Here is a 26,439-nt window from a genome sequence, read left to right as displayed (position 1 = left end):
GTTCATGACGGCGGGAATTCACGCGACGCGTGCGGCTCGTGCGCCGCACGCGGTCGAGACGCCCGCCGCCGCGCGGGTACTGCCCGGCGCCCTGCGACGGGTGCTGGCGCTGCCGCTGGTGCTGGGCCTGACCGTACTGCTGCCCGCGTTCGTCACGCTGCGGCAGGGCGCGGGGCTGCGCGACCAGGCGTACTGGCTGCAGCTGGTCCTCACGGTGTACGCGGGCGCCCGGCTGTCCACGATGATCCTGGGCCGGCACCGCAAGCTGCTCCAGGGCACGTTCTGGCTGTTCGTCTACATGGCGATGGGCATCGCGCCGCTCGCGCAGACCGTCCTGGGCACCTACCCGGTGCCGGTGGCGGGCTCCCGCAGCGATCTGGCGCTGGCGGTCGGGCTGGTGCTGGCGGCGTGCGCGGCCTTCGACGCCGGTGCCCTGCTGGTGCGGCCCGGGGTGCGGCCGACGGCCCGTACCGTGTTCCGGCCCGCGATGGTCGCCCGGAGGCGCCTGGCGCTGCTGGTGGCGCTGGCCTTCGCGGGCAGCGGGCTGTTCGTCCTCAAGCTCGGCGGGCTCGGGGTGTTCTTCTCCAGCCGGATGGAGATCACCCAGTCGATCGACGACAGCGGGCTGGGCGACGGCGGCTCGCAGGCCGGTACGGCGATACTGCGCGGCTTCGGCACGGTCCCGGCGCTGCTGGCGCTGATGGTGGTGACCCGCTGGCTGATCACCTCGCCCAGGGCGCGCAGGCGCCCGCTGCCGTGGCTGACGCTGGCCGCGCTGGCGGGCGTGAACCTGGTCGTCAACAACCCGATCTCCAACCCGCGTTACTGGTTCCTGACCGTGCTGCTCGCCCTGCTGTTCACGGTGTTCCCGCAGAGCCCCACCATGTACCGCACGGCGCTGACGCTGGGCGTCGCCGCGGCCGTGCTGATCTTCCCGTTCGCGGACAAGTTCCGCTACGACAGCGCGAACACGCCCGCCGCCCGGCAGAGCTCCTCGGTCCTCGACCCGCTGGTGGAGAAGGACTACGACCAGATGGCGATGTTCGCCAACACCATCACCTACGTCGACGCGGGCAACGGTCACACCTACGGCCGCCAGCTGACCGGTTCGGTGCTGTTCTTCGTGCCGCGCTCGGTGTGGACGTCCAAGCCCAAGGACACCGGGGTGATGGTGAGCGAGTGGATGGCGGCGGCCAACACCAACCGCTCCTCCCCGCTGTGGACCGAACTGTGGCTGGACTTCGGCTCGGTGGGGATGGTCGCCGGATTCGGGCTGATCGGCTGGGTGGCGGCGCGCGTCGACCGGCGCTACGCGCACAAGGTGGTGCGGGCCGGCCCGGCGAGCATCCTCACCCTGGCCGTCCCGCTCGTCGCCGGCTACTCCTTCATCCTGCTGCGGGGGCCGCTGCTCCAGGCGTCCGGGCGGATCGCGATCGGGGTGATGTGCCTGGCGCTGATCACGACACTGCGCCCGGAGCGGTGGCGGCAGCTGCGCTGACGGCCGCCCTGCTCTCGGGCCGGCGGGCGGCCTTCCACCAGGCCGCCGCGCCCTTGAGCACCGAGCCGACGCACAGCCCCCAGGCCGCGCCGGCGACGCCCGCCCAGGCGTACCCGGCGAGCAGCAGCCCGGCCGAGACCGGCGAGAACACCAGCTGCACCGGCAGCGTGGTGCGCGGCGCGAGCACGCGCAGCGCGAGCAGCCCGCACACGCCGAACGCCATGGCCGCGTACTGGGCGCCGGTCGCGGGCAGCACCGTGGCCGCCGACTCCCAGGTGTCGCCGAGGAGCTGACGGCCGTAGTGGGTGGGCAGCGCGTACAGGACGGCCGCCCAGCCGGCCGCGACCGCGGCGAGCGCGCAGCCCGCGGCCAGGGCCGCGCGGCGGGGTGCGGGATGCCGGGTGAGCAGGGGCGGGCCGAAACCGGTGGCCGCGTTGAAGGCCACGTTCAGCGGGCCGAAGAGGGTGGTCGCGCCGCGCAGCGCGCCCACCGCGAGCGGGGTCGCGAACAGTCCGAGGGCGAGGACGGCGAGCTGGCTGGTGGCGTTGCCGACGCCGAACTCCACCAGGAAGCGGCGGCCCAGGTGGCCGCGGGCGACATAGCGCTTCAGGTCGGTGCGCGCGCCGCGGACGTGCGGACGCAGCAGGGCCAGGGCGAGCAGCAGGGCGGGCAGCGCGGACAGCCCCCACACCAGCGTCGTCCGGGCGGCGGAGGCGCCGTTCGGCTGCACGGCCAGCAGGGGCAGTGCCGCGCCGAGCCGCACCAGGTCGGTGAGCAGCGCCAGATGGGGGGTGCGCAGCACGGAGAAGCAGTACCGCAGGGTGTCCTGGGTGAGGGTGATCGGCAGGACCAGGCCGAGCGCCCCGTACACGGCCGCGTCCGAGGAGGCCAGCGTGGCGCCGCCCGCGAGCAGGGCACCCAGCACGGTGGAGGCGGTCGCCGTGAACGCGGCGGCGCCGCGGCAGGCGCGCCCGAGGGTCTCCGGCTCGCCCCGGTGCAGCACCAGTTCCTGGCCGACGTAGGCCCCGAACGCGCCCAGCAGCACGCTGAAGACGACGTAGGCGGTGGCGAACACGGCGAAGGTGGCGGCCTGGCTGTGCCGGGCGACCAGGACCAGGACGGCGATGTTGGTGAGCGCGCTGACCGCCTGGTCCAGGACGGAGCAGACGACGGCGGTGCGGGCTCTCACCGGCTGCCCGAGGACAGGGTGTTCAGGGGGACGGTCTCGTCGTGCAGCGGGGTGGAGGGCACCGGGACGGTGGCGGCCTTCGTGGCCCGGCGGCGCTTCTTCCCCCGGCGGCGCGCGCCGGGGTGCAGGACGGCGCCGAGGACCTGGCCGCCGGCCCCGTCGATGAGTTCGCGGACCCGTTCGAGCGCGGTGCGGGCTGTGGTGCGCGGGTCGCAGACCACGACCACTCCGTCCACGCGGTCGACGAGCGCGAGCGCGTCGGCGTAGGACAGCACGGGCGGGGCGAGGACGACGACCGTGGTGCCCGGCGCGTCCGCCTGGTCCAGCAGGCGGGTGGTCGCCGGGGAGGTGAGGGTGCGGGCCACGTGCGGCACACGGGTGCCGGGGACGAGTTCGAAGGTGCCGGACTCGCCCGCGTCGACCGTGACGATCCGGCCGGCGGGCCACGGCGTGCCGTCCCCCGAGCGGCCGGTGGCCCAGGCGGCGCGTCCGCGGGACGCCTCCGGCAGCCGGCCGGCCAGGCCCGGGCGGCGCAGGTCGGCCTCGACGAGCAGCGCGGACATGCCGGTCTCGGCGAAGCAGGCGGTGAGGTTCACGGCGACGGCCCCCGCGGTGGTGCCCTCGCCGTTCGGTTCGACGACGAGCAGCCTGCGGCGGTCGGCGAAGTGGCGGTCGTAGGCGAGCCGGAACGCCACCGAGCGGTACTGCTCGGCGAGGGCGCCGTCGGCGGCGAGCAGCGGCCCGTCGGGGGCCTTGGGCAGGACGCCGAGGACGGGGGCGCGCAGGGCGCGGGCCACGGTCTCGGCCGAGCGGGCCGACGGGTCGAAGATCATCCGCAGCCAGGCGCCGAGCAGGCCGACCGCCAGGCCGAGCACACCGCCGAGGGCGATCAGCAGCGGGGTGCCGAGGCCTTCGGCCTTCTTCGGCGGCTCGGCGGTCACCGTGACGTAGCCCGCCGTGGTGTCCAGGGACTTCAGCTCGGTGATGTTGTTGGTGAGCTGGGTGATCTGGCCGAGCAGGTTGGCCTGCGCGGCCAGTACGGTGCTCTTCTCGGTGTCGCCCTGGAGCCGGTTGATCTCCTTGATCAGGTCGTCGCGCTGCTTGGCGAGCGGGTCGAGCTGCGCCTTGTAGCCCTGGACCATCTTGGCGACGGTGCCGGCGGTCTGCTTCTCCCGGTAGTCGAGATAGGCCTGGGCGAACGCGTTGGCGCCCTCGGCGGCGGCCTTGGGCGTGCCGGCGACGTAGGAGAACTTCAGCACCAGCGTGTTGGGCGGGTTGGTGACCTGGAGGTGGCTTTGCAGTGCGCCGACCTCGGAGGTGCCGCGGCCGAGCTTCTGCGCGGCGCGGGCGGCCACGGTGTTGCCCGCGGCGGTCTGGCGTTCGCTGCCGATGTTGATCTGCTTGTCGGCGGCGACCCCGTTCGACACGTACGGGTTGACGGTGGCCGCGCGGACGAGGACCTCGCTGGAGGACTCGTACGTCGGCGCCGAGCCGAAGGCGAACCAGGAGCCGGCGAGCAGCCCGGCGAGCAGGCCCGAGCCCACCAGGACGCGGTGCCGCAGTACCTGCTGCACCTGGTCGCGCAGGAGCTCCGGTTCGTCCTGCTGCCCCCGTGCCTCTTCGTTCATGCGCGTGCCGCTCCTTCGTGGGCGGTGGTGCCCTGTTCCAGTGCCTCGGCGAGCAGGTCGTCCAGGCGGCCGAGTCCGGCCGCGCGGCTGAGCCGCTCGTCCACGTACGCGGGGCCGCGGGCCCCCAGCCGGTCGGCGGCCTCCGGGTCGGCCGCCAGGTCCTTCAGCGCCTTCAGCAGGGCCGCCGGGTCCTCCGGCGGGACCAGCACCCCGGCGCCCGAACGGCGCACCTCGTCGGCCGTGCCGCCCTCGTCCGCCACCGAGGCGATCACGGGCCGTCCGGCGGCGAAGTAGGAGGTCAGCTTCGACGGCACGCTCATGTCGAGCACGGAGGCCCGCTGGGTGACCGCGAGGACGTCCGCGGCGGCGAGGACGTCGGGGAAGTCCGCCTCGGCGGCGGGCGGGAGGAAGCGCAGGTTGGGCAGGTCGCGGGCGCGCTCTTGGAGGGCGGCGCGCTGGTTGCCGTCGCCCATGAGGACGACGTCGAGGCCCGGATCGAGCCGGGCCGCCTCCACGAGCACCTCCAGGCCCTGCTTCAGCCCCATGTTCCCCGAGTGCAGGACGACCTGGCGGTCCTCGGGCCAGCCGAGGCGGGCCCGCGTCTCGGCGCGCGGGCGCGAGGGGCGGGCGACATGGGACCAGTTGGGCACCAGCCGGATGCGGCCCGGGTCGACGCCCATGGCCTCCACGCGGGGCCGGAAGCTGTCGTGGATGACGCCGACGAGGGCGGCCCGGCCGAGCGCGTACCGCTCCGCGCGGGCGGCCACGGCGGCCGCCTTGTCGCCGCCGCTGATCCCGCTCTGTGCGGCCGCCGCGCCCATCAGATCCTGTACGACGGGCACGAACGGCACCCGGTGGCGGCGGGCGATGCGGGCCGCGGCCACCGCGCCCGCCAGGGACGGCATCTGGGCGACGACGGCGTGCGGGCGGGGCATGCGGGGCGGGGCGGCGAGCTGGTGGGCGAGCAGCGAGGCCTCGAACAGGGCCCGGCGCAGGGCGGTCTGACGGGCGGGCACGGTGTGCCGGCGCCGGTGCACGGTGACCCCGCCACGCGACTCCGTGGTCCGCCAGAAGCCCGAGTACTCGGGGTCGAGCCGCCACGAGGGGTAGTGCGGCATGCCCGCCAGGACATGCGTGTCGGCGCCGCGGGCCGCCCAGTGTTCGGCCAGCTGGGTGGCGTAGGGGCCGATGCCGGTGTGCTCGGGCGCGTAGTTGGTGGAGACCAGCAGCAGGCAGCGGCCGGTGAGCGCGCCCCGCTGGTCCTGCTCTTCGCCGGCCCGGCCGGACTCGAATCCGGTCAACACTGGTCCCCTTCCCCCCAGAAGTGATCCTGGTCCACCTTAACCGTTCACCGGATCTCCAGGGTGGCTTCACAGTAAGGTCGTTGGACCGTCAATCGTCTTTGACGAGTGGTTTAGACGGGTGGGCGTTCGCCGCGGCATGCGCACGGCGTCCGCCGTGGCGGTCACTCGTGACGCGCACTCGTGACGTTCACCGTGGGGGGAGAACGCATGGTCCATCGTGTCGGTTATGCACCCGGGGTCTACGACCTGTTCCACATCGGCCACCTGAACATCCTGCGCCATGCCCGCAGCCAGTGCGACTACCTCGTCGCCGGCGTGGTGTCGGACGAGATGGCCGAGCTCGCCAAGGGGCGCAGGCCCGTGGTCCCGCTGCCGGAGCGGCTGGAGATCGTGCGCAGCGTCCGGCACGTGGACGCGGCGTTCGTGGAGACCGTGCCCGACAAGCTCGAGACCTGGAAGCAGGTCCGCTTCGACGTGATCTTCAAGGGCGACGACTGGCGGGGTACCGAGAAGGGGGAGAAGCTCGAGCGTGACTTCGCGGCCGTCGGCGTGGAGGTCGTGTACTTCCCGTACACCGTCCACACCTCCAGCACCCTGCTCACCAGGGCGCTGAACGCGCTGGTCACGCCGGGTTCCGGGGAAGCGCGGACAGCTCCCTGAACCACTTGGCGAGGAACGCCACGAGGAAGAGGGCGTGCACCGCGGCGAGGACGGCGTAGACCGCGCGGAACAGCCCGGGCGCGCCCAGCGTGAGGAACACCAGGCAGAACACCCCGTAGTCCACCGGCAGCAGGGCGACCGCCCGCAGCCGGGAGGGCGGGGCCGCGGCCGGCGCGCCGCCGCCCGGGTTCCCGGCCGTCGCCGAGGCCGCCCGGGTGGCGGCCTCGGCGGCGGCGCGCTTGAGCTGCTCGGTGAGCAGCCCCCCGCAGAAGGTGACCACGGCCGCCAGCTGGAAGCCGAGCGGGAGCAGCAGCCAGCCGTCGCCCGGGAGGTCGAAGAAGCGGTAGAAGGAGATCAGCACCGCCGTGTGCAGGGCGACCATCTTCACGCAGTCCACCACGTGGTCCAGCCACTCCCCCGCCGGTCCGCCCTTCCCGGTGAGCCGGGCGAGCTGCCCGTCGGCGGAGTCGAAGGCGAAGCCGAGGACCAGGGCGGCGTACACCGTCAGAGCCAGCGGCCAGGAGGGGCGTATCAGGGCCACGGCGGCGATCCCCGCCAGGGTGAACGCCGCGCTGACCAGCGTGACCTGGTTCGGGGTGAGCCCCGCCCGGTACGCGCCCGCCGCGAGATAGCGGCCCGCCGGCCGGTTCACGTACCGCGAGTACAGCGACACGCCCTTCGCCGACTTCTGCGCCCCGCGCAGCTCCCCCAGCACCATCGTCCCCACGAGCCCCCCTCGCGTCCCCGTAACGGCACCACCCCCGGTGCCACGGCAAGCGCCATGATGACATGGTGGACGTTCCGGTCAGAGGAGTTGCGCCGAGGATCGGCCGAGGAGTCCCGTCGCGGATCACCGCCCGTGTCGGCGCTCGGCTCGCGGGGAAGACGATCGAAGCAGTCGAAGCGCTTCGACACACTTCGACACACTATGGACACCCACTCTCACTGAAGCTACTGTCGAACCACCCCTATACAGTTCCTGTCGGAAACGCGCGCCAGTCGAAGCGCTTCACAAAGCTTGGAGAGCTGGATGGTCACCCTCGCCGAGGTCGCCCAGCACGCCGGAGTCTCGGCGAGCACGGTGAGCTATGTCCTCAGCGGCAAGCGGTCCATCTCCGCGAGCACCCGGCAGCGGGTCGAGCAGAGCATCCGGGAGCTCGGCTACCACCCGAACGCCGGCGCCCGCGCCCTGGCCAGCAGCAGGTCGAACATCATCGCCCTGATGATCCCACTGCGCACGGACATGTACGTGCCGGTGATGATGGAGATCGCCATCGCGGTCGCCACCACCGCCCGCACCCACGGCTACGACGTCCTGCTGCTCACCGGCGAGGAGGGCCCCGACGCCGTGCGCCGGGTGACCGGCAGCGGACTGGCCGACGCGATGATCGTCATGGACGTCGAACTCCAGGACGAGCGGCTGCCGCTGCTGCGCGGGACCGGCCAGCCCTCGGTCCTGATCGGCCTGCCCGCCGACACCACCGGCCTGACCTGCGTCGACCTGGACTGGGGCGCGACGGGCGCGCTGTGCCTGGAACACCTGGCGGTGCTGGGCCACCGCGACATCGCTGTCATAGGCGAGGCGCCCGCCGTCTACGAGCGGCACACCGGTTTCGCCGAGCGCACCCTGGACGGGCTGCGCTCCCGCGCCCGGGAGCTGGGCCTGAAGGTGCTGCACCGCCCCTGCGAGGGCGGGTACGACGCGATGGCCGCGACCCTCGCCCGCATCTTCGACGAGCGTCCGGGCACCACCGGCTTCGTCGTGCAGAACGAGTCCGCTGTGGAACCGCTGCTCGCCCTGCTGCGCCAGCAGGGCCGGGCCGTGCCCGAGGACGTCTCGGTGGTCGCGATCTGCCCCGAGCAGGTCGCCGTCCAGGCCTCGGTGCGGCTGACCTCCGTCGCGGTCCCCGCCCAGGAGATGGGCCGCCGCGCGGTCGAGCACCTGGTGGCCAAGCTCGACGGGCGCGGCCGGGACGAGGTGGTGCTCCTCGCCCCCGAACTCACCGTCCGGGCCAGCTCGGGACCGGCCCCGTCCGCACCCTGACCCACGCGCACCGCCCGCACGCCCTCCTCGTCCGGATCCCTGCGCACCGCCCGCACATCCTCCACGCCGCACCCCACGCCGTACGCGCCCTGATCCTCCCTCCGTACGCGGAGCTCTCTCCACCGGGGGCATCGCCCTGCCCGCACCCTTCAGGAGCACGCCCGTGAACCAGCCCGCCGCAGCACCGCCCGAAACGCTCCCGAGGCATCCGCCGAAACGCCCGCCGAGGCGCCCGCCGCGCTCCGGCCCAAGGTCGGCCTCGCCCAGTCCTCCCCCACCGTCGGCACGTTCCGTGAGCGGGACGGCGCGCTGGAGTGGAGCGGCCGTCAGGAGACCGTGCGCGTCGAGCCGTGGGGTCCGGACGCGGTCCGGGTGCGCGCCCGGCTCGGCGGCCCGGTCCTCGACGGCCTGCCCGGCGCGCTCCTGCCCGGCCACCAGGAACGGCTGCTGAGCGCCGCCCGCGCCGCCACCCCGAACACGGCGCTGGTGCTGGTCTCGGCGTACCCGTACGCCGTCGACCCCGCACCGCTGCGCGCGATGCTGTGGACCGCGCACGGCGGGCAGGCGGCCGGCACCGCGCTGGCCCGGGTGCTCGCCGGCGACGTCTCTCCCGCCGGCCGGCTCCCGCAGACCTGGTACGCGGACGACTCCGACCTGCCCGGCCTGCTCGACTACGACGTCATCGGCAGCCGCCAGACCTACCTCTACTTCGAGGGCACCGCGCTGTTCCCGTTCGGGCACGGGCTGTCCTACGCGTCGTTCGCCTACGACGGCCTGAGCGCCCGCGCCGACGGCGAGACGGTCCGCGTCTCCTGCACCGTCACCAACACCGGGGACGTCACCGCGGACGAGGTGGTCCAGCTCTACCTGCGGGCAATGAACCCTTCGGTCCCCCGTCCGCGCCGCGAACTGGCCGCTCACCGCCGCGTGACGCTCGCCCCGGGCGGCTCACTGGAGGCGGTCTTCGGACTCCCGCTGTCCGCCTTCGCGTTCTGGGACGTCGCCCAGGGGCGCCGGCGCCTGGAGCCGGGCCCCTACGAACTGCTCGTCGGCGCCTCCAGCGAGGACATCCGTCTGCGCACCACCCTCACCCTCGACGGCGAACCCGCCGCGCCCCGCCCGGTGCGCGAACGCGGCCTGGAGGCCGCCGACTTCGACGAGCAGTCCGGCATCGAGATCGTCGACCGGTCCAGGACGTCGGGCGACGCGGTGACGGCGGCGACCGGCAGGACGGGCGAACTGGTCTACCGGAGCTGCGACTTCGGGGAGGGCGCACGGGGGGTGACCGCCGAGCTGTCCGGTGAGGGCGCCGCCGAGATCTCCCTGGACGGCGGCCCGGCCCTCGCCGTCCTCACCCCGGCTCCGGCCACGTCCACGTCGGACCCGTACGAGTACGCCATCGTCCGCGCCGGGTTCACCGCCGACGGCGTGCACGACGTCCGCCTCGTGCTGCGCGGCACGCTGCGGCTCGCGCGCGTCGGCTTCTCCGGTTGAGGGTCCGGAAGGAGCCGGCACAGTGGGCCCGGCGCCCTCCGGGCCGCCGGGCCGCCGGGCCCACCATCCACTTGATCAGCGAGAGGACTGAACCCGTGATGTCGGCGATGGTGCTCCTGCGGCCGTCGCCGACATCACGTGGAGGCCGTCCGGACCGGTGTCAGTGGACCGGTTCGAGAAGGTCGGCGTCCGGGCGCCCTGCGCTCAGGTGGGCGGTGAGGAAGCGGGCGGCGCGGTCGAGTGCGGCGTCCGCCTCGTCGAGGCGACCGTAGTGGTGCTGGAAGACATGCGGGAGGCCGGGGCCGACTTCGAGCGTGACCTCGACGCCGTCGGCACCCGCACGGCCGGCCAGCCGGACCGCGTCGTCGAGGAGCACCTCGTTCGCCCCGACCTGCACGAGAAGTGGGGCCAGTCGGGTGAGGCCGGCGAACACCGGACTGGCCAGGGGATGCGCCCTGTCGCCTGCGCCGACGTAGAGATCGGCGTAGGCACGTAGGTCGGCCTCTGTGAAAATGGGGTCGGCGCTCTCCTTGGAACGGATACTTCCGCCGGCGAGGGTGAGGTCGACCCAGGGGGAGAAGACGACCACGGCGGCTGGTTGCGGCAGCCCGGCCTCCCGGGCGGCGAGCAGCGTGGCGATGCTCAAGCCGCCACCGGCGGAGTCACCGGCCATGACGAGGTCCCGTGGGTCGGTGCCCGACGCCAGCAGCTCGCGGTAGGCCGCGAGCCCGTCGTCGACAGCTGCGGGGAAAGGGTGCTCGGGCGCCCGCCGGTAATCCACCGACGTCGCGCGCAGCCCCGCGCGGCGGGCCAGTTCACCGACCAGGCCTGCGTGGGTGTCCGGTGAGCCGATGACGTAGCCGCCACCGTGCAGGTAGAGCAGTCGGCCGCGGCCGGAGGCTTCGGCCGGCTCCAGCTCCAGTGCCGGTCGCCCGCCCAGGACGGTCCTACGGGTGACCATGCCTTCCGGCGTGGGGCGGGTGACAGCCGCGGCGAATCCGCTGCGCTGCTCCTCGGGAGTGGGCCGCGTCTCGCTGCGGGGGGCGGAACGGAGTATGGCGTCCAGGGCGTCGCGCTGCTCTCGGGACATGCGGGGTCTCCATGGGTCGGGGTGCGAAAATGAATTCCTTGGAATCCATCTGTTCGGACCCAACCGGATTCCAAGGAAGATGATTCCTGGGAATCTATTGGAGCCAATGTGAACCGCATCACCCAGACCTTCACCGATCTGGTCCGCGTCGAGACCCGGCTCTACAACGCGGTGAACACCCGGTTGCGCGCCGAACTAGGGCTGGGGCTGGGACAGTTCGAAGTTCTGGAGATCATCGACCGCGTGCCGGGGTGCCGCGTGCTCGACATCGTCAGCGAACTGGCGATCACCGTGGGGGCCGTCAGCAAGGCGGTCGACCGGCTGGTGGCTGCGGGCTGGTGCCTGCGGGTCGCGCATCCCCAGGACCGCCGCTCGTCCGTCCTCCGCCTCACCTCCGCGGGCGAGAAGCAGTTGTCCGCTTCCCGCCCCATTGTCGAAAGCGAGCTCATCTCCCTGACCGCGGCGGTTCCCTCCGACGACCTGGCCCGTATCGCCTCGACCCTGGCCGTCCTTCGCGCAACCCTCGAGGCGGGCACCCACGGCCGGCCGGGATAGCCGCCGCCGGACCAGTTGGAGCGGCATGTACTCGCCGCGCTTGGTCGCCGAGACGAAGCAGTGCTTGCAGAACGCATTGCACGGTTGAAAGGGGTCAGGGGTCCCGGCCGGGGCGCGGCCGGGGCGTGGTGAGCGGGTCAGGACGCCGGCAGGTCGGCCCTTGACCCAGCCCGGCGGCCAGTTCTGCCCAGCCTCGTCGACGGCGTTCTTGAACAGTTCGGCCGCCGTCTTGCCGGCCTCGTCTCCGTCGAACCGCTCGTGCTGCCACTCACCCGTGCGCTTGCCGTCGGCCCGCCACTTCACCTGATAGCTGACGACCTCTCCGTCCGTCTCTGCAGTTCAAGGCGGGCAAAAGCGGAACGGCCGCAGCCCCCGCACAGCGGGCTGCGGCCGTCGTCGGTGATCCGTCGCCGGGCCTTACAGAGCGAGGCCGGTCAGGACCAGGACACGCTCGTAGGTGTAGTCGTCCATGGCCGAGCGCACACCCTCGCGGCCCACGCCGGACTGCTTGACACCGCCGTACGGCATCTGGTCGGCGCGGTAGGACGGGGCGTCGCCGATGACGACGCCGCCGACCTCCAGTGCGCGGTGGGCGCGGAACGCCGTCTGCAGGTCGCGGGTGAACACACCCGCCTGCAGGCCGAACTTGGAGTCGTTGACCGCGGCGAACGCCTCGGTCTCGCCGTCGACCTTCTGCACGGTGAGGACCGGGCCGAAGACCTCCTCCGTGGCGAGGGTGACACCGGCCGGGACGTCGGCGAGGACGGTCGGGGCGTAGGAGGCGCCGTCGCGCTTGCCGCCGGTGAGCAGCTTCGCGCCCGCGTTCACGGCCTCGTCGACCCAGGACTCGACGCGCTTGGCGGCGTCCTCGCTCACCAGTGGGCCGACGTCGGTGGCGTCGTCGGACGGGTCGCCGGTGCCCTGCGCCTCGACCGCGGCGACGATGCGCGGCAGCAGGCGGTCGTAGACGGAGGCGTCGGCGATCACACGCTGCACGGAGATGCAGGACTGGCCGGCCTGGTAGTTCGAGAAGGTCGCGATGCGGCTCGCGGCCCAGTCGAGGTCGGCGTCGGAGGAGTAGTCGGCGAGGACGACCGCGGCAGCGTTGCCGCCCAGCTCCAGGGTGCAGTGCTTGTGCGGCACCGACGCCTCGATGGCGTAGCCGACCTTGTCGGAGCCGGTGAAGGAGATGACGGGCAGCCGCTCGTCCTGCACCAGGGGGGGCATCTTGTCGTTGGTGACGGTGAGCACGGACCAGGATCCGGCCGGCAGGTCGGTCTCGGCCAGCAGCTCACCGAGGATCAGGCCGGACAGCGGGGTGGCCGGGGCCGGCTTGAGGATGATCGGAGCGCCGGCGGCGATGGCCGGGGCCACCTTGTGCGCGCACAGGTTCAGCGGGAAGTTGAACGGCGCGATGCCGAGGACGACACCCTTCGGGAAGCGGCGGGTGACGGCGAGGCGGCCCTGGCCCCCCGCGTCGGTGTCCAGGCGCTGGGCCTCGCCGCCGTTGAAGCGGCGGGCCTCCTCCGCCGCGAGGCGGAACACGGACACCGCACGCCCGACCTCACCGCGCGCCCACTTGATCGGCTTGCCGTTCTCGGCGGAGATCAGCTGCGCGATCTCCTCGGTGCGCTCGGCCAGCCGCTTGCTGACGTGGTCCAGGGCGGCGGCGCGCACATGGGCCGGGGTGGCGGCGAACTCGTCCAGCACGGCGTGCGCGGCGGCCACGGCCTCCTCGACCTGGGCGTCGGTCGGCACGCTGACCTTGCCGACCAGCCGGCCGTCCCACGGGGAGGTGACGTCGTAGGTGTCCTCGCCGGTGGCCTGGCGGCCGGCGAGCCAGAAGGCGTGGGTGGAAGTCATAGAGGAGTCCCGGCCCTTCCGCGTCGGAGTGTGTGCTTGCGCCGACAACGGTAGGGCGGGGGCGGCGGCTGGACGCTTGTCCGAGGTGGAGCAGTACGCGGCGCGGACGCTACGGTTTGGCACAGGACTGCTGCTCCGGACTACTCCGTCGAGGTCGCCTTCAGCGCCAGCCACAGCTCCATCCGCACGTCCGGATCGTCCAGCGAGCGCCCGAGGATCTCCTCCACCCGCCGCATCCGGTAGCGCAGGGTGTGCCGGTGCACGCCGAGGTCGGCGGCGGCGGCGTCCCACTGGCCGTGGCGCGACAGCCAGGCCCGCAGCGAGGCCACCAGGTCGCCGCGCCCGGTCGCGTCGTGCTCGTACAGCGCGCGCAGCAGCCCGTCCGCGAACGCCCGTACGGCGTCGTCGGCCAGCAGCGGCAGCACGGAACCGGAGGCCAGCTGCTCGTGTTCGACGAGCACCCGGCCGCGCCGCCGCGCCACCGACAGCGCCTGCTCGGCCTGCTTGTAGGCGGCGGCCGCCGCGATCGGTCCGACCGGCGCGGACAGCCCCACGACCAGCTCGTCCTGGTCACCGGCCGGCTGCTCCGGCACCGCCGCCGCCCGCCCGGCCTCCAGGCCGGCGGCGTACTCGCCGCACGCGGCGACGGCCGCGCTGCCGTCCCCGGCCAGCACCACCAGCCGCTCCCCCTCGGGCACGACGAGGACCGCCTCCCCGGAGCGTGCGGCAGCCGCCTCCACGGTCTCGGCGAGGACGGAGAGCGGGTCGCCGCCGCCGCTGCCGCCGGCGGCGGCCGTCGCGGCGGCGGAGGCGGGCTTGGCCGGCTGCACGCGCGCGTGCCCGTCGGCGTGCGCCCGCGCGGCGGACGCCGAGGCCGACTCGGCGACGATCATGCGGAACGGCGCGTCCAGCAGGCCGCCGTACAGGTCGCCGGCGACGGCCCGGGCGTGGTCGGGCTGGCCGGCGAGCAGCATGCGCAGCACGGCCGCGCCGATCCGCTGCTCGGCGGCGTGCAGGGAGCGGGAGCGTTCGGTGGTGAGGGTCAGCAGGGCGATCGCGGAATGCACGGCGTAGCGTTCGGCGGTGCCCAGGGGTGCGGCGGTGCCGACGGCGAGCGCGGCACGCGGGCGGCGTGAGGTGCCGATGGAGTGCAGCTCGACCCGGTCCTCGGTCTCCGGTCCGCCGACGACCGCGCTCGCGGGCGCGGGCCGGTCCCGCAGCCGTTCCACGTCCGCCGTGAGCCGTGCGGCCCTGCGGCCTGCCCACTCGGGTGCGGTGGCGACGACGGCGCCCGAGGCGTCGTAGAGGGCCGCCCAGCCGTCGACCTGGGCCGCGAGGGCGGCCAGCAGCCCCTCGGGGCCGGCGTTCAGCGCCTGCTTGGTCAGCTCCCGCTGGGCGGCGAAGCCCGCCGTGACCGCGCGGTACTGCTCGGCGGCTATGGCGGCCGAGACGGCCTTGCTGATCGCGAGGAAGGGGGTGCGCCGGGGCACCTCCAGCAGCGGCAGGCCCTCCTCCTCGGCCGCGTCGACCAGCGCCTTGGGGACCTCGTCGTAGTTGACGCCGATGGCGAAGCCGAGCCCGACCACCCCGGCGCCGACCAGCCGCTTCACATAGCGGCGCATGGCCTCGGGGTCCTCCGCGTCCAGCTTGAGCGCGGTGATCAGCAGCAGCTCCCCGCCCTCCATGTACGGCACGGGATCGGCGAGCTCGCTGACGTGCGCCCAGCGGACGGGCACGTCCAGGCGGTCCTCGCCCGCGCGCACGGTCAGTTTGAGCGCGGAGTGGTGGACGAGCGAGGCGAGCGTGGGGGGCATGAGGCCTTCAGGTCTGCGGAGGTGAGGTGATCCTTGTGATCTTTTGGCCGCCACGTATGAACGGCCTGTGTCGATTCTGCCTCACTGTACGGTGACCGCGAGCCCTGTCCTCCGGTCGCGCGGTGGGTTCAGCCGCGCAGGTCCACCAGCAGCGGCGGCGCGTGCTCGCCCGCCACGCTGGTCAGCGACAGCACCGCGTGCCCCGGCGGGACCTCGTGGGCCAGCTGGGAGGCGGACCAGCGCTCGCGCTCGACCTGCTTGGTGGTCACGGCGTCGGTGGTCACGGCCTTCCCGGTGACCAGCTTGCGCAGGGCGTGCAGGGCCCGGGTCATCGGCTGGTCGGCGAAGACGGTGTGCTTGGCGACCTCGGTCGTCTCCACCCACTCGGTGCCCCAGGCGTGCGCGAACCGGCTGCCGTCCCAGGTGGTGACTCCGGACAGCGCCATACGGCAGCCGACGGCGCCGAGCAGCGGCCCGTGCAGCGCCTCGGGGACGTCGGCGACGGTGCGCAGCGCGAGGACGACCCCGGCGTTCTGCGCGCGCAGCCGCTGGACGCGGCGCACCGACTCGGCGGTGACGGTCCCGGTGGCGTCGTCCAGGACCAGGCAGGCGAAGTGGGGGCGCCGGGTGTCCCGTACGACGGTGTGGAACTGGGCGAGGACGAGCCGGGCGATCACCCGGGACGCCTCCTCGTGCCCGCGTTCGGGCAGGTCGATGCGGACCCTCAGCGGGTGGTGGGCGACGGCCCGCAGCGAGAACGGCCGGCTGCCGGGGCCGGCGCCGAAGAACTCTGAGAAGGCCGGCCGGTCCAGGAGCGCGAGCCGGTCGGCGAGGGCCGGGCCGGCGTCGGCGGCGCCGCCGGCCTGGCGCATCCGGGCGTCGAGTTCGCGGCGCATCACGGCGTGCTCGTCGGCGGCGAGTCCCGCCCGCAGGGCCGCCAGCGCGCCGGGATCGCCCTCCAGGAGTTCACGCAGCACGGGCAGCGTCGGGAAGTGGCCGTGCACCGCCCGGTAGGGGCCGAGCAGCTGGGCGAGCGCGGTGGCGGCGCTCTGGCCGCTCACCGCGTCGAGGTCGCCGGCCAGCGCCTCGGCGAGCAGCGCGGCGGCCTCGTCGGGGTCGTCGGACCCGGCGTAGGGATCGAGGTCGTGCACGGAGGCGGAGTCTCCGATCCGCACCACCACGTCGTACGCCGTGTCCGCGCCGAGCGGCGCACCGGCGGCGCAGACGGCGACGACCGCGCACCGGCCGGTGAGCGCCTGCAGGGCGAGCGTCTCGGTGACCGGCTCGACGACGTGCCGGGTCTTGCCGGAGCCGGGCGGTCCCACCACCAGCAGCGAGGTGCCGAGGGTCTCGGGGCCGACGGCCGCCCCGGCGCCGTGGTAGGCGCGCGGGGCCCGCTCCCCCGGCACCCAGCGCCCGATGCGCACCTGTCCCTGGAGCAGGTCGTGCCGGGCGGTGCGGCCGGGCAGGTCGCGGGCACCGGAGGGGTGGGTCCAGGCGGCGGCGCCCTGGCGCAGCACGGTGTCGGTGAAGGCGGCGAGCCGCGCCTCGCGCCGGGCCTCGGTCCAGGCCCGCTCGACCCGGGCGCAGTCCACGTCGTTCATCCGGCCGCCGGCCACCTCGGCGGTGAGCAGGTCGGCCGCCTGGTACTGACCGGCGTCCCGCAGCTCGGGCCACTGCGAGCGGGGCAGCTCGACGGCCGGCGGGGCAGCGGGATCGGCGTTCGCCCGGCGGCGCGCGGCGACCTGCCGGGCGTACGACCACCATCCGCCGAGCCGGGCGAACGGCCACACGACCAGTGCGGTGATGAGCGCGTACAGCGTGTCGGTGAACAGCTGGGAGGCGAACAGGTCGTAGCCGCCCGAGACCAGGACGATCAGGGAGAACACCGGGTCGACGACCGGCAGCGGGTCCCAGCCGACGCCCGGGAAGGCGCCGGGGAAGACGAGGCTGAGGGCGCCGAGGGCGCCGAGGGCGGCGTACAGGGCGCGGGCGGGCTGCGGGCGGCGGCCCACGAAGTGCCGTACGACCTCGGGCCAGCTGCCCAGGTGCGCGACGGCGTAGACGAGCACGGCGAAGAACACGCCGTCGTAGACGACCCGGGCCTCGCCGCCCTGCATCCCCTTGGGGGAGACGGTGCCGCCCCACCACCAGTCGCCCGGCGTGAACAGTTTCAGCGGCGCCCACTGGTAGGGCAGGGCGCCCTGCCGCCACAGGGACCACACGAGCAGGGCCACGACCAGGGGGATCAGCAGCCCGACGACGGTGATGGAGGGCAGCCGGTCCCGGGGCTCGCCGCCCTTGGGCGGGCGGTGGCCGAAGCGCCAGATGCCGGGCGCGGCCTCCGGCCGGGGCGTGTCGAGCCACTCGGCGACGGCGGCCCGCCCCGGTGACCTCTGCTCCATGCCCGGCTGCGCCCCCGGCGCGCCCGGAGGCCGGGCCGGCCGGGGCGGCATCGCGGGCGGTGCGTCCCGCGGCACCGCCGGGCGCGGCACGGGATGCGCATGCCGCGGATGCGTACCCCGGGCGTCCTGCGTCCCGCCGTCGTCCATCTGCCTTGCCCCCTGACCAGCCGCTCCGTCCACCATCAGCGAGTCAATCTAATGCCCGGACAAGGGGAGTTCACCGATTGCGTGGCACGGCGCGCGGCAATCCGTACACACCCCGGCGCCGTCACCGGCGTCCCTTCTCTCTCCCCTTCTATATCCACGGCGGACAACCGCGACCGCCGACAACGCCCACATGGAGCATGCCCACCCTCCCCCCGCAGCCCTAGCCTGCGAGAAAAGAAGGAAAAGCGTCCGAAAAACGCCCCCCGTACGCCACCGCCGTACGCAGCCGTACGCCGGACCCGCAAGATCTCACCAGGGAGCCCCCATGACCGCACTTGAGCAGGAGCGCCGCGTCGTCACCGCCATTCCCGGCCCGAAGTCGCAGGAGCTGCAGGCCCGCCGTACCGCCGCGGTCGCGCAGGGTGTGGGCTCCACGCTCCCGGTCTTCGTCACCCGCGCCGGCGGCGGCATCATCGAGGACGTCGACGGCAACCGCCTCATCGACTTCGGCTCCGGCATCGCGGTGACCTCGGTCGGCGCCTCCGCCGAGGCCGTCGTACGCCGTGCCTCCGCGCAGCTCGCCGACTTCACCCACACCTGTTTCATGGTCACGCCGTACGAGGGCTACGTGGCCGTCGCCGAGGCGCTGGCCGAGCTCACGCCGGGTGACCACGCGAAGAAGTCCGCGCTGTTCAACAGCGGCGCCGAGGCCGTCGAGAACGCGGTGAAGATCGCCCGCGCGTACACCAAGCGCCCGGCGGTCGTGGTCTTCGACCACGGCTACCACGGCCGGACGAACCTCACCATGGCGCTGACGGCGAAGAACATGCCGTACAAGCACGGCTTCGGCCCGTTCGCCCCCGAGGTGTACCGGGTCCCGGTCGCCTACGCCTACCGCTGGGCGACCGGCCCGGACAACTGCGGCCCCGAGGCCGCCAAGCAGGCCATCGACCAGATCACCAAGCAGGTCGGCGCGGACAACGTGGCCGCGATCATCATCGAGCCGGTGCTGGGCGAGGGCGGCTTCATCGAGCCGGCCAAGGGCTTCCTCCCGGCGATCCGCCAGTTCGCCGCCGACAACGGCATCGTCTTCGTGGCCGACGAGATCCAGTCCGGCTTCTGCCGCACGGGCCAGTGGTTCGCCTGCGAGGACGAGGGCATCATCCCCGACCTGATCACCACGGCGAAGGGCATCGCCGGCGGCCTTCCGCTGGCCGCCGTCACCGGCCGCGCCGAGATCATGGACGCCGCGCACGCGGGCGGCCTGGGCGGCACCTACGGCGGAAACCCGGTGGCCTGCGCGGGTGCGCTCGGCGCGATCGAGACGATGAAGGAGCTCGACCTCAACGCGAAGGCGCAGCGGATCGAGGAGGTCATGAAGGGCCGCCTGTCCGCGATGCAGGACAAGTTCGACATCATCGGCGACGTCCGTGGTCGCGGTGCGATGATCGCCATCGAGCTGGTCAAGGACCGCGGCACCAAGGAGCCGAACCCGGAGGCCACGGCAGCCCTCGCCAAGGCCTGCCACGCCGAGGGTCTGCTGGTCCTGACCTGTGGCACCTACGGCAACGTCCTCCGCTTCCTGCCGCCGCTGGTGATCGGCGAGGACCTGCTGAACGAGGGCCTGGACATCATCGAGCAGGCGTTCGCGCGCATCTGAGCGGCGGATTCGCACAGGTGGCGTGGCGCGGACGGCAGACCGTGTGAAGAACGTGTGCGGGGTGGATGACAGGACGCCGTTGACGCTGTCCTCCGCCCCCCACCTGCCGTAGCGTCTACTTCCAGATGAGAGATACACCCGCCCGCGGGCGACTGCGGGCGACATCAGGCCGTCGCCTCCCCAGCTTCGACCTGGTTCGTGCCTCGCGCACACAACCGGGGCCTTCGGGCTCCGGGTCTCCTCACCGATCGGACGGTCGCCCGCCCCAAACCCCCCGGGGCGCGCGACGTTCCGATCAGGACGGTCGCAGACATACGGAACGGCCGTTCCACCCGAAGGGCCGACGCGAATCCCCCCCTTGCGCCGGCCCTTCGGCATGCCCGGGCAGGGCCGCACCCGCTGTGGCCTACAGCCGACGAGCGTCACCGTCGGGGGACCTGCGAAGCTGGGCACTGTGTCGACCTCGCGAGAAACGGACCTCGAGCGCGCGCCCGGCGGGGAGCGCGGAAGGCAGGGGCACCCTGTGGTTGGGCGGGGTGCCCTGCTTTCCTTCCTGGTCCTGTTCGTGGTGGTGCCGGCGGCGCTCTTCTCCGTGATCACCTGGCAGGTCGTCGCCCACGGGCCGCTGCTGCGCGTGGACCAGCGGGTCAGTGACGCGCTGGTGCGTCCGGACCGGGCCTCCGAGGTGCTCTCCGATCTCGGGGATGTGCAGGTTGCCGTGCCGGTGCTGGTGGCGGTGCTGGTCCACGTCGCCTGGCGGGGGCGGAGTGCCGGCGCGGCACGCTGGTGGCTGCCGCCCCTTGCCGCAGGGCTGCTGATGGCGCTGCTTCCCGTGCTTCTGGTGCCGCTGAAGGAGTGGACCGCTCGGCACGGGACCGATGTCATGCCGCCCGGGGTGGGGTACTACCCGTCCGGGCACACCGCGACCGCCGCGACGGGCTACGGGGCCGCTGCCCTGGTGCTCCTTCCGTGGCTGCGTGCGGCCCTCGCCCGTGCGGCGGTCGTGGTGGTGTGTGCCGTGCTCGTGCTCGGTGTCTCGTACGGGCTGGTGCGGCGCGGCTACCACTGGCCACTGGATGTGGTGGCCAGTTGGTGTCTGTGCGCCGTGCTGCTCTCCGTGCTGTGGCTGGTGATCGGCGGGTTCAGCCGAAGTAGCCGTCGAAGGTGTTCTGGAACTGCCAGCTCCCGAACCGGTCCCAGTTGATCGACCAGGTCATCAGGCCGCGCAGGGCCGACCAGGTGCCGTGGGTGGTGTACGAGCCGCAGTTGGTCTTCTTCGTCAGGCAGTCCAGGGTCTTGGTGACCTCCGCCGGGGCCACGTAGCCGTTGCCCGCCTGGGTGGAGGCCGGCATGCCGATCGCGACCTGGTCGGGGCGCAGGGGCGGGAACATGTTGTTGGCGTCGCCCGCCACCGGGAAGCCCGTCAGGAGCATGTCGGTCATCGCGATGTGGAAGTCGGCGCTGCCCATGGAGTGGTACTGGTTGTCCAGGCCCATGATCGGGCCTGAGTTGTAGTCCTGGACGTGGAGCAGGGTCAGGTCGTTGCGGAGGGCGTAGATCACGGGGAGGTAGGCGCCGCAGCGCGGGTCCTGCCCGCCCCACTTGCCCGTGCCGTAGTACTGGTAGCCCATCTGCACGAAGAAGGTCTCCGGGGCCATCGTCAGCACGAACTTGTCGCCGTACTTGGCCTTCAGGGTCTTCAGGGCCGAGATCAGGTTGACGATCACCGGGGTGGTCGGGTTCCTGAAGTCCGTGTCGTCGGTGTTCAGAGAGAGCGAGTGGCCCTCGAAGTCGATGTCCAGGCCGTCCAGGCCGTACTCGTCGATGATCTTCGAGACCGACGAGACGAAGGTGTCCCTGGCCGCCGTCGTGGTCAGCTGGACCTGGCCGTTCTGGCCGCCGATCGAGATCAGGACCTTCTTGCCCGCCGCCTGCTTGGCCTTGATGGCCGCCTTGAAGTCGGCGTCGCTCTCCACGTTCGGGCACTCGGTGACCGGGCAGCGGTTGAAGCGGATGTCGCCGGAGGTGACCGAGGTCGGCTCGCCGAAGGCCAGGTCGATCACGTCCCAGCTGTCGGGGACGTCGGCCATGCGGGTGTAGCCGGAGCCGTTGGCGAAGCTGGCATGCAGATAGCCGACCAGGGCGTGCGGCGGAAGGTCCGAGGTGCCTCCGGGGCCGCCCGGGCCGCCCGGGTCCGCGGCCGTGGTCGCCGTCACCGTCGACGACTTCGCGGACTCGCCGGCGTCGTTCACCGCCGTGACCTGGAAGCTGTACGCGGTGGACGGGGACAGGCCCGTGACCGTCGCCGACGCGCCGGTGGTCGTCTGGACCTTCGTTCCGTTGCGGTAGACCGCGTAGCTCGTCGCGTCCGCCACCGGTGACCAGGACAGGGCCACGCTGGTGGAGGTGACCGTGCCGGTCTTCAGGCCGGTGGGCGCCGCGGGCGGCTGCTGGGTGGTGCCGCCACCGGGGCCGACGAGCGAGATGTCGTCGGCGTAGTAGGCGCCGGTGCCGTACCAGCCGTGCGTGTAGATGGTGACCTTGGTGGTCTGCGCGCCGGTGCGGAAGGTGGTGGTCAGCTGCTGCCAGTCGGCCGCGGACTGGCTCCAGTTGTAGACGTCGGTGGTGCCCGTGCCGCTCGCGCCCAGGTAGACGTAGGAGCCGCGGAGGTAACCCGACAGCGTGTACTGGGAGTTCGGCTGGACGGACACCGTCTGCGCGCACTGGGCGTTGTCGCTGCCGGCCGGAGTCGCCTGCAAGGCGGACGTGCCGCTGTGGACGGGGCTGGTGACCGTCTTGCCGGAGCCGGCCGTGCAGGTCCAGCCGTCCAGGCCGGATTCGAAGCCGCCGTTGCGTGCGAGGTCCGCGTCGGCCGCACGGGCGGCCGACGACAGCGCGGTGATGCCGGGCACTGCCAGCAGGCCAGCCGTGAGCACGGCGAGCAGCCGGCGTGTCGTTGGTCTGTGTCTGTCGCGATCCACAAGTGCCTCCGGACAAGGGGGAATTGCGAGAGGAACCGCAAGGGGGACTGCAAGCGGGAGTGGAGGGAGGAGCGCGCCCAATTTGGTCCAGACCAATTGGGTTGTCAAGACCTGGGGGGTGTCTCGTCGATCAGGCCGGATCAGGGAGCGGTGGCTGGTGGTGGGGGCACCTCCCACGCCGTTCAGGCAGTGGGGGAGCATCGCAAGGCGGAGGAGGGAGTCGATGCGGAGCATCGGCGACCGACGACAACGCCGCGAGGTGCGGCACCAGGCGCCGCGAGCCCGGCATGATCGGCGAGACACTCCCTAGGGCGCCGTACGGGCCGTGGAGTCAGCCGCCCTCCTCCGCCGCCAGGGCCGCCGCCTCGTGCATCGCCAGTTCCAGCAGTGCCGGGTCGGTGAGGGTGCCCGAGCCGTCCGGCGGGATCAGCCAGCGCACGGGGCCGGCCCCGCGCCGCGGGTACGGCACGACGATCCAGGCGCCGGCCCCGGCGGCGAGGACCCCGGTGCCGAGCCAGCGCGCCGCCGTGCCCGGCGGGACCAGGAAGCCGAGCCGCCCGTCGCCGAAGCCGGCCATGACCGGGCCGACCTGGTCCAGGACGCGGGTGAGGACGTCGAGCGTGGGACAGCCGAGTTCGGCCGGCAGGACGAGTACGTCCCAGGCCCTGCCCGCGGGCAGCAGGGCGACCCCTCGGGGGTCGCGCTGCCACGCGCGGCGGCAGGCCCGGGGATCCGGTGCGACGGATGCCAGCCACTCGACCGCCGTCTTCGCGCCAGTCATGGGGAGACCTCCCTGTCTCGTCGTGGACGCCGGTCGCGTCCACGGGAGAGAGGGAGGTCTCCCAGCAGGCATTACGCGGGTTTCGGGCTCTCGTTGGGGTGAAGGGGCGTGAACCGGCGCACAGCCGGCGTGCGCGTCAGCTGTCGAAGCCCAGGCCCAGCCGGTCCATCGTGCGCAGCCACAGGTTGCGCCGGCCGCCGTGCGCGTCCGCCCGCGCCAGCGACCACTTGGTGAGCGCGATGCCGGTCCAGGCGAACGGCTCCGGCGGGAAGGGCAGCGGCTTGGTGCGTACCATCTCCAGCCCGGTCCGCTCGGTGGGCTCACCGGCCAGCAGGTCCAGCATCACCTCGGCACCGAAGCGGGTCGCGCCCACACCCAGGCCGGTGTATCCGGCCGCGTACGCCACCCTGCCCCGGTGGGCGGTGCCGAAGAACGCCGAGAACCGCGAGCAGGTGTCGATCGCCCCGCCCCACGCGTGCGTGAAGCGGACGCCCTCCAACTGCGGGAAGCAGGTGAAGAAGTGCCCGGCGAGCTTGGCGTACGTCTCCGGGCGGTCGTCGTACTCGGCGCGCACCCGCCCGCCGTAGGGGTAGATGGCGTCGTAGCCGCCCCACAGGATCCGGTTGTCGGCGGAGAGCCGGAAGTAGTGGAACTGGTTGGCCGAGTCGCCGAGGCCCTGGCGGTTCTTCCAGCCGATGGACGCCATCTGGTCGGCGGTGAGCGGCTCGGTCATCAGGGCGTAGTCGTAGACCGGGACGGTGTAGGCACGAACCCGTCGGAGCAGGTTCGGGAAGATGTTCGTGCCGAGCGCGACCTGACGGGCCCGGACCGCGCCGTACGGCGTGCGTACGGCCATGCCGGCGCCGTACGGCTTCAGGGTCAGGGCCGGGGTGTGCTCGTGGATCCGGACGCCGAGCCGGAGGCAGGCGCGCTTGAGGCCCCAGGCGAGCTTGGCCGGGTGGACCATGGCCACCCCCCTGCGGTCCCACAGGCCCGCCTCGAAAGTCGGTGAGTCGACTTGTTCCCTGACCGCTTCGGCGTCCAGGTACTCGACGCCCTCCGCGAGGCCCTTGTCCTCCAGCTCCTTGTGCCAGTCGCGCAGCTCCCGGGCCTGGTAGGTCTCGGTGGCGACATCGATCTCACCGGTGCGCTCGAAGTCGCAGTCGAGGGAGTAGCGGGCGACCGCCTTCTCGATCTCGTCGAGGTTGCGGGCGCCCAGCTCCTCCAGCTTGTGGATCTCGTCGGGCCAGCGGGAGAGGCCGTTGGGCAGTCCGTGGGTGAGGGAGGCGGCGCAGAACCCGCCGTTGCGGCCCGAGGCGGCCCAGCCCACCTCGCGGCCCTCCAGCAGCACCACGTCCCGCTGCGGATCGCGCTCCTTGGCGTTCAGCGCGGTCCACAGTCCGCTGTAGCCGCCGCCGACCACCAGCAGATCGCAGGTCTCGGTGCCGGTGAGGGCGGGCTCGGGGTGGGGCTTGCCGGGGTCCTCCAGCCAGTACGGGACCGGCTGTGCCTCGGACAGGGATTTCGTCCAGTCGTCGTGACGGCTCATGGCGCTCGGGGCCATGATTTCAACTCCCCACAGGGTTCTTTTCGGTTATGCCTTCTGCCTGTTGCGGCGATTGCCGATCAGCATGGAGGCCAGGACGAACAGTACGGCGACGAGGAACATGGCCGTGCCGATGACATTGATCTGAACGGGCGTTCCGCGCTGCGCCGAACCCCACACGAACATGGGGAAGGTGACCGTCGAGCCGGCGTTGAAGTTGGTGATGATGAAATCGTCGAACGAGAGCGCGAAGGACAGCAGCGCGCCCGCGGCGATCCCGGGCGCCGCGATCGGCAGGGTGACCCGCAGGAAGGTCTGCGCGGGGCCCGCGTACAGGTCCCGGGCGGCCTCCTCCAGCCGCGGGTCCATCGACATCACGCGCGCCTTGACCGCGGTGACGACAAAGCTGAGGCAGAACATGATGTGCGCGATCAGGATCGTCCAGAAGCCCAGCTGCGCCCCCATGTTGAGGAACAGGGTGAGCAGCGAGGCGGCCATGACGACCTCGGGCATCGCCATCGGCAGGAAGATCAGCGAGTTGACGGCGCCGCGTGCGCGGAAGCGGTAGCGGACCAGCGCGAAGGCGATCATCGTGCCGAGCAGGGTGGCGCCGACGGTCGCCCAGACGGCGATCTGGAGGCTGATGGACAGCGAGCCGCACATGTCGGCGACGCCGCACGGCTGCCTCCAGGCGTCCAGCGAGAACTGCTGCCACTCGTAGTTGAAGCGCCCCTTCGGCCTGTTGAAGGAGAACACCGTGACGATGACGTTCGGCAGCAGCAGATAGGAGAGTGTCAGCAGTCCCGCGATGACGACGAGATGGCGCTTGAGCCAGGTGACGAAGGGCATTTAGACCAGGTCCTCCGTCCCGGAGCGGCGGATGTAGAGCGTGACCATGGCCAGGATCGCGGCCATGAGGATGAAGGACAGGGCCGCGGCCGTCGGATAGTCCAGGATCCGCAGGAACTGCGTCTGGATCACGTTTCCGATCATCCGGGTGTCGGTGGAGCCGAGGAGTTCGGCGTTGACGTAGTCGCCGGCCGCCGGGATGAAGGTCAGCAGCGTGCCGGAGACCACGCCCGGCATGGACAGCGGGAAGGTCACCTTGCGGAAGGTGGTCCACGGCCTGGCGTACAGGTCGCCGGCCGCCTCGTGCAGCCGCCCGTCGATCCGCTCCAGCGAGGTGTACAGCGGCAGGATCATGAACGGCAGGAAGTTGTACGTCAGTCCGCACACCACCGCGAGCGGGGTGGCCAGCACCCGGTCGCCGGCGGTCCAGCCGAGCGCACTGGTGAGGTCCAGGACGTGCAGCGTGTTCAGGGTGTGCACGACCGGGCTGTTGTCCGCCAGGATCGTCTTCCAGGCCAGGGTGCGGATCAGGAAGCTGGTGAAGAACGGCGCGATCACAAGGATCATGATGAGGTTCCGCCAGCGGCCCGCGCGGAAGGCGATCAGATAGGCCAGCGGGTAGCCGAGCAGCAGACAGAGCACGGTCGCGGCGGCGGCGTAGAGCACCGAGCGCAGGAACTGCGGCCAGTACTCGGCGAGCGCGTCCCAGTAGGTCGCGAGGTGCCAGGTGACCTTGTAGCCCTCCTCCAGGGAGCCCGTCTGCACGGACGTGGAGGCCTGGTAGACCATCGGCAGCGCGAAGAAGACGACCAGCCAGAGGATGCCGGGCAGCAGCAGCCAGTACGGGGTGAGCCGGCCGCGCCTGCGCGGGGGCTTCTTCGCGGGTGCGGCGGAGGCGAGAGGCGGGGGCGCCTCGGTGAGGGTCGACATG

Annotated in this window: 19 protein-coding genes and 1 pseudogene; 7 read left to right on the top strand and 13 right to left on the bottom strand. The window is 72.6% G+C overall.

All coding sequences use genetic code 11. The features are described from left to right. Positions 1 to 4: 4 nt before the first annotated feature. Positions 5 to 1,498, top strand: coding sequence for a hypothetical protein (locus IE318_RS15385; protein WP_189900653.1), 1,494 nt, complete (start codon positions 5 to 7; stop codon positions 1,496 to 1,498). Here the strand turns inward: IE318_RS15385 and IE318_RS15380 are convergent. Genes IE318_RS15380 through IE318_RS15370 form a run of 3 tightly spaced genes read right to left on the bottom strand, consistent with a single transcriptional unit; the run spans position 1,458 to position 5,541 of the window. Beyond that, positions 1,458 to 2,687, bottom strand: coding sequence for an MATE family efflux transporter (locus tag IE318_RS15380; RefSeq protein WP_189900651.1), 1,230 nt, complete (start codon positions 2,685 to 2,687; stop codon positions 1,458 to 1,460). The two genes, IE318_RS15385 and IE318_RS15380, sit on opposite strands and share 41 nt — an antisense overlap. Then, the gene (locus IE318_RS15375; protein WP_189900649.1) at positions 2,684 to 4,315 is read right to left on the bottom strand and encodes a lipopolysaccharide biosynthesis protein; all 1,632 of its coding nucleotides are present in this window, start codon (positions 4,313 to 4,315) and stop codon (positions 2,684 to 2,686) included. Before IE318_RS15375 ends, IE318_RS15380 begins: the two co-directional genes overlap by 4 nt. Then, positions 4,312 to 5,541, bottom strand: a complete 1,230-nt coding sequence (locus tag IE318_RS15370; protein ID WP_189900686.1) for a glycosyltransferase — start codon at positions 5,539 to 5,541, stop codon at positions 4,312 to 4,314. Before IE318_RS15370 ends, IE318_RS15375 begins: the two co-directional genes overlap by 4 nt. Positions 5,542 to 5,826: 285 nt before the next feature. Here IE318_RS15370 and IE318_RS15365 point away from each other — a divergent pair, with 285 nt between their 5' ends. Further along, positions 5,827 to 6,279, top strand: a complete 453-nt coding sequence (locus IE318_RS15365; RefSeq protein WP_189900647.1) for an FAD synthase family protein — start codon at positions 5,827 to 5,829, stop codon at positions 6,277 to 6,279. On the opposite strand, the gene IE318_RS15360 is transcribed toward IE318_RS15365, so the two are convergent. Continuing rightward, complete coding sequence (locus tag IE318_RS15360; RefSeq protein WP_189900684.1) at positions 6,242 to 6,997, bottom strand: CDP-alcohol phosphatidyltransferase family protein; 756 nt, start codon at positions 6,995 to 6,997, stop codon at positions 6,242 to 6,244. The genes IE318_RS15365 and IE318_RS15360 overlap by 38 nt on opposite strands. Before the next feature lie 312 nt (positions 6,998 to 7,309). Between IE318_RS15360 and IE318_RS15355 the strand changes: the two genes are divergently transcribed. Together IE318_RS15355 and IE318_RS15350 are read left to right on the top strand one after the other, a co-directional pair. After that, positions 7,310 to 8,323 (top strand): LacI family DNA-binding transcriptional regulator, encoded by a 1,014-nt coding sequence (locus IE318_RS15355; RefSeq protein WP_189900645.1) that lies wholly within the window; start codon positions 7,310 to 7,312, stop codon positions 8,321 to 8,323. A gap of 423 nt (positions 8,324 to 8,746) precedes the next feature. After that, positions 8,747 to 9,817 (top strand): annotated as a pseudogene (locus tag IE318_RS15350) (glycoside hydrolase family 3 C-terminal domain-containing protein); the annotation flags it as partial. A 160-nt stretch (positions 9,818 to 9,977) separates the two neighbouring features. On the opposite strand, the gene IE318_RS15345 reads toward IE318_RS15350, so the two are convergent. Beyond that, complete coding sequence (locus tag IE318_RS15345) at positions 9,978 to 10,907, bottom strand: alpha/beta hydrolase (RefSeq protein ID WP_189900643.1); 930 nt, start codon at positions 10,905 to 10,907, stop codon at positions 9,978 to 9,980. 108 nt (positions 10,908 to 11,015) lie between these two features. Here IE318_RS15345 and IE318_RS15340 point away from each other — a divergent pair, with 108 nt between their 5' ends. Then, entirely contained in the window at positions 11,016 to 11,462 is a 447-nt protein-coding gene (locus tag IE318_RS15340; protein ID WP_189900641.1) for a MarR family winged helix-turn-helix transcriptional regulator, read from the top strand. Between the two features lie 417 nt (positions 11,463 to 11,879). Here the strand turns inward: IE318_RS15340 and IE318_RS15335 are convergent, their stop codons facing one another. The 3 genes from IE318_RS15335 to IE318_RS15325 form a co-directional block, all read right to left on the bottom strand. Then, positions 11,880 to 13,325 (bottom strand): aldehyde dehydrogenase family protein, encoded by a 1,446-nt coding sequence (locus IE318_RS15335; protein ID WP_189900639.1) that lies wholly within the window; start codon positions 13,323 to 13,325, stop codon positions 11,880 to 11,882. Positions 13,326 to 13,465: 140 nt separating this feature from the next. After that, positions 13,466 to 15,139 carry a PucR family transcriptional regulator gene (locus IE318_RS15330; RefSeq protein ID WP_189900637.1) on the bottom strand — a complete coding sequence of 558 codons (1,674 nt, stop codon included), beginning with the start codon at positions 15,137 to 15,139 and terminating at the stop codon, positions 13,466 to 13,468. Positions 15,140 to 15,267: 128 nt separating this feature from the next. Next, complete coding sequence (locus tag IE318_RS15325) at positions 15,268 to 17,691, bottom strand: ATP/GTP-binding protein (RefSeq protein WP_189900635.1); 2,424 nt, start codon at positions 17,689 to 17,691, stop codon at positions 15,268 to 15,270. A 325-nt stretch (positions 17,692 to 18,016) separates the two neighbouring features. Here IE318_RS15325 and gabT point away from each other — a divergent pair, with 325 nt between their 5' ends. Further along, entirely contained in the window at positions 18,017 to 19,351 is a 1,335-nt protein-coding gene (gabT, locus tag IE318_RS15320; protein WP_189900634.1) for a 4-aminobutyrate--2-oxoglutarate transaminase, read from the top strand. Positions 19,352 to 19,874: 523 nt separating this feature from the next. Next, a complete protein-coding gene (locus IE318_RS15315; RefSeq protein ID WP_229903527.1) occupies positions 19,875 to 20,555 on the top strand; it encodes a phosphatase PAP2 family protein in 681 nt (226 codons plus the stop codon). Here IE318_RS15315 and IE318_RS15310 read toward each other — a convergent pair. From IE318_RS15310 to IE318_RS15290, 5 genes are all read right to left on the bottom strand, one after another. Beyond that, the gene (locus IE318_RS15310; protein WP_189900632.1) at positions 20,494 to 22,332 is read right to left on the bottom strand and encodes a chitinase; all 1,839 of its coding nucleotides are present in this window, start codon (positions 22,330 to 22,332) and stop codon (positions 20,494 to 20,496) included. The genes IE318_RS15315 and IE318_RS15310 overlap by 62 nt on opposite strands. A gap of 331 nt (positions 22,333 to 22,663) precedes the next feature. Beyond that, entirely contained in the window at positions 22,664 to 23,113 is a 450-nt protein-coding gene (locus IE318_RS15305; RefSeq protein ID WP_189900630.1) for a bifunctional DNA primase/polymerase, read from the bottom strand. Between the two features lie 136 nt (positions 23,114 to 23,249). Continuing rightward, the gene (locus tag IE318_RS15300; protein WP_189900628.1) at positions 23,250 to 24,677 is read right to left on the bottom strand and encodes an NAD(P)/FAD-dependent oxidoreductase; all 1,428 of its coding nucleotides are present in this window, start codon (positions 24,675 to 24,677) and stop codon (positions 23,250 to 23,252) included. Positions 24,678 to 24,707: 30 nt separating this feature from the next. Beyond that, the gene (locus IE318_RS15295) at positions 24,708 to 25,508 is read right to left on the bottom strand and encodes an ABC transporter permease (RefSeq protein WP_189900626.1); all 801 of its coding nucleotides are present in this window, start codon (positions 25,506 to 25,508) and stop codon (positions 24,708 to 24,710) included. Further along, positions 25,509 to 26,438, bottom strand: a complete 930-nt coding sequence (locus tag IE318_RS15290) for an ABC transporter permease (protein ID WP_030168127.1) — start codon at positions 26,436 to 26,438, stop codon at positions 25,509 to 25,511. Position 26,439: the final 1 nt, after the last annotated feature.

It is taken from the genome of Streptomyces spiralis (assembly GCF_014654675.1).
Classification (GTDB): Bacteria; Actinomycetota; Actinomycetes; order Streptomycetales; family Streptomycetaceae; genus Streptomyces; species Streptomyces spiralis.
The sequence above is the reverse complement of the archived record's forward strand: the minus strand, read 5'-3'. Positions and strand labels throughout refer to the sequence as shown.

Bases quoted from the DNA above. Each gene is read 5' to 3' on its own strand.
- IE318_RS15300 (WP_189900628.1), bottom strand. From the start codon at position 24,677: ATGGCCCCGAGCGCCATGAGCCGTCACGACGACTGGACGAAATCCCTG.
- IE318_RS15345 (WP_189900643.1), bottom strand. From the start codon at position 10,907: ATGTCCCGAGAGCAGCGCGACGCCCTGGACGCCATACTCCGTTCCGCC.
- IE318_RS15375 (WP_189900649.1), bottom strand. From the start codon at position 4,315: ATGAACGAAGAGGCACGGGGGCAGCAGGACGAACCGGAGCTCCTGCGC.
- IE318_RS15295 (WP_189900626.1), bottom strand. From the start codon at position 25,508: ATGCCCTTCGTCACCTGGCTCAAGCGCCATCTCGTCGTCATCGCGGGA.
- IE318_RS15290 (WP_030168127.1), bottom strand. From the start codon at position 26,438: ATGTCGACCCTCACCGAGGCGCCCCCGCCTCTCGCCTCCGCCGCACCC.
- IE318_RS15330 (WP_189900637.1), bottom strand. From the start codon at position 15,139: ATGCCCCCCACGCTCGCCTCGCTCGTCCACCACTCCGCGCTCAAACTG.
- IE318_RS15385 (WP_189900653.1), top strand. From the start codon at position 5: ATGACGGCGGGAATTCACGCGACGCGTGCGGCTCGTGCGCCGCACGCG.
- IE318_RS15325 (WP_189900635.1), bottom strand. From the start codon at position 17,691: ATGGACGACGGCGGGACGCAGGACGCCCGGGGTACGCATCCGCGGCAT.
- IE318_RS15360 (WP_189900684.1), bottom strand. From the start codon at position 6,997: ATGGTGCTGGGGGAGCTGCGCGGGGCGCAGAAGTCGGCGAAGGGCGTG.
- gabT (WP_189900634.1), top strand. From the start codon at position 18,017: ATGACCGCACTTGAGCAGGAGCGCCGCGTCGTCACCGCCATTCCCGGC.
- IE318_RS15305 (WP_189900630.1), bottom strand. From the start codon at position 23,113: ATGACTGGCGCGAAGACGGCGGTCGAGTGGCTGGCATCCGTCGCACCG.
- IE318_RS15335 (WP_189900639.1), bottom strand. From the start codon at position 13,325: ATGACTTCCACCCACGCCTTCTGGCTCGCCGGCCGCCAGGCCACCGGC.
- IE318_RS15355 (WP_189900645.1), top strand. From the start codon at position 7,310: ATGGTCACCCTCGCCGAGGTCGCCCAGCACGCCGGAGTCTCGGCGAGC.
- IE318_RS15365 (WP_189900647.1), top strand. From the start codon at position 5,827: ATGGTCCATCGTGTCGGTTATGCACCCGGGGTCTACGACCTGTTCCAC.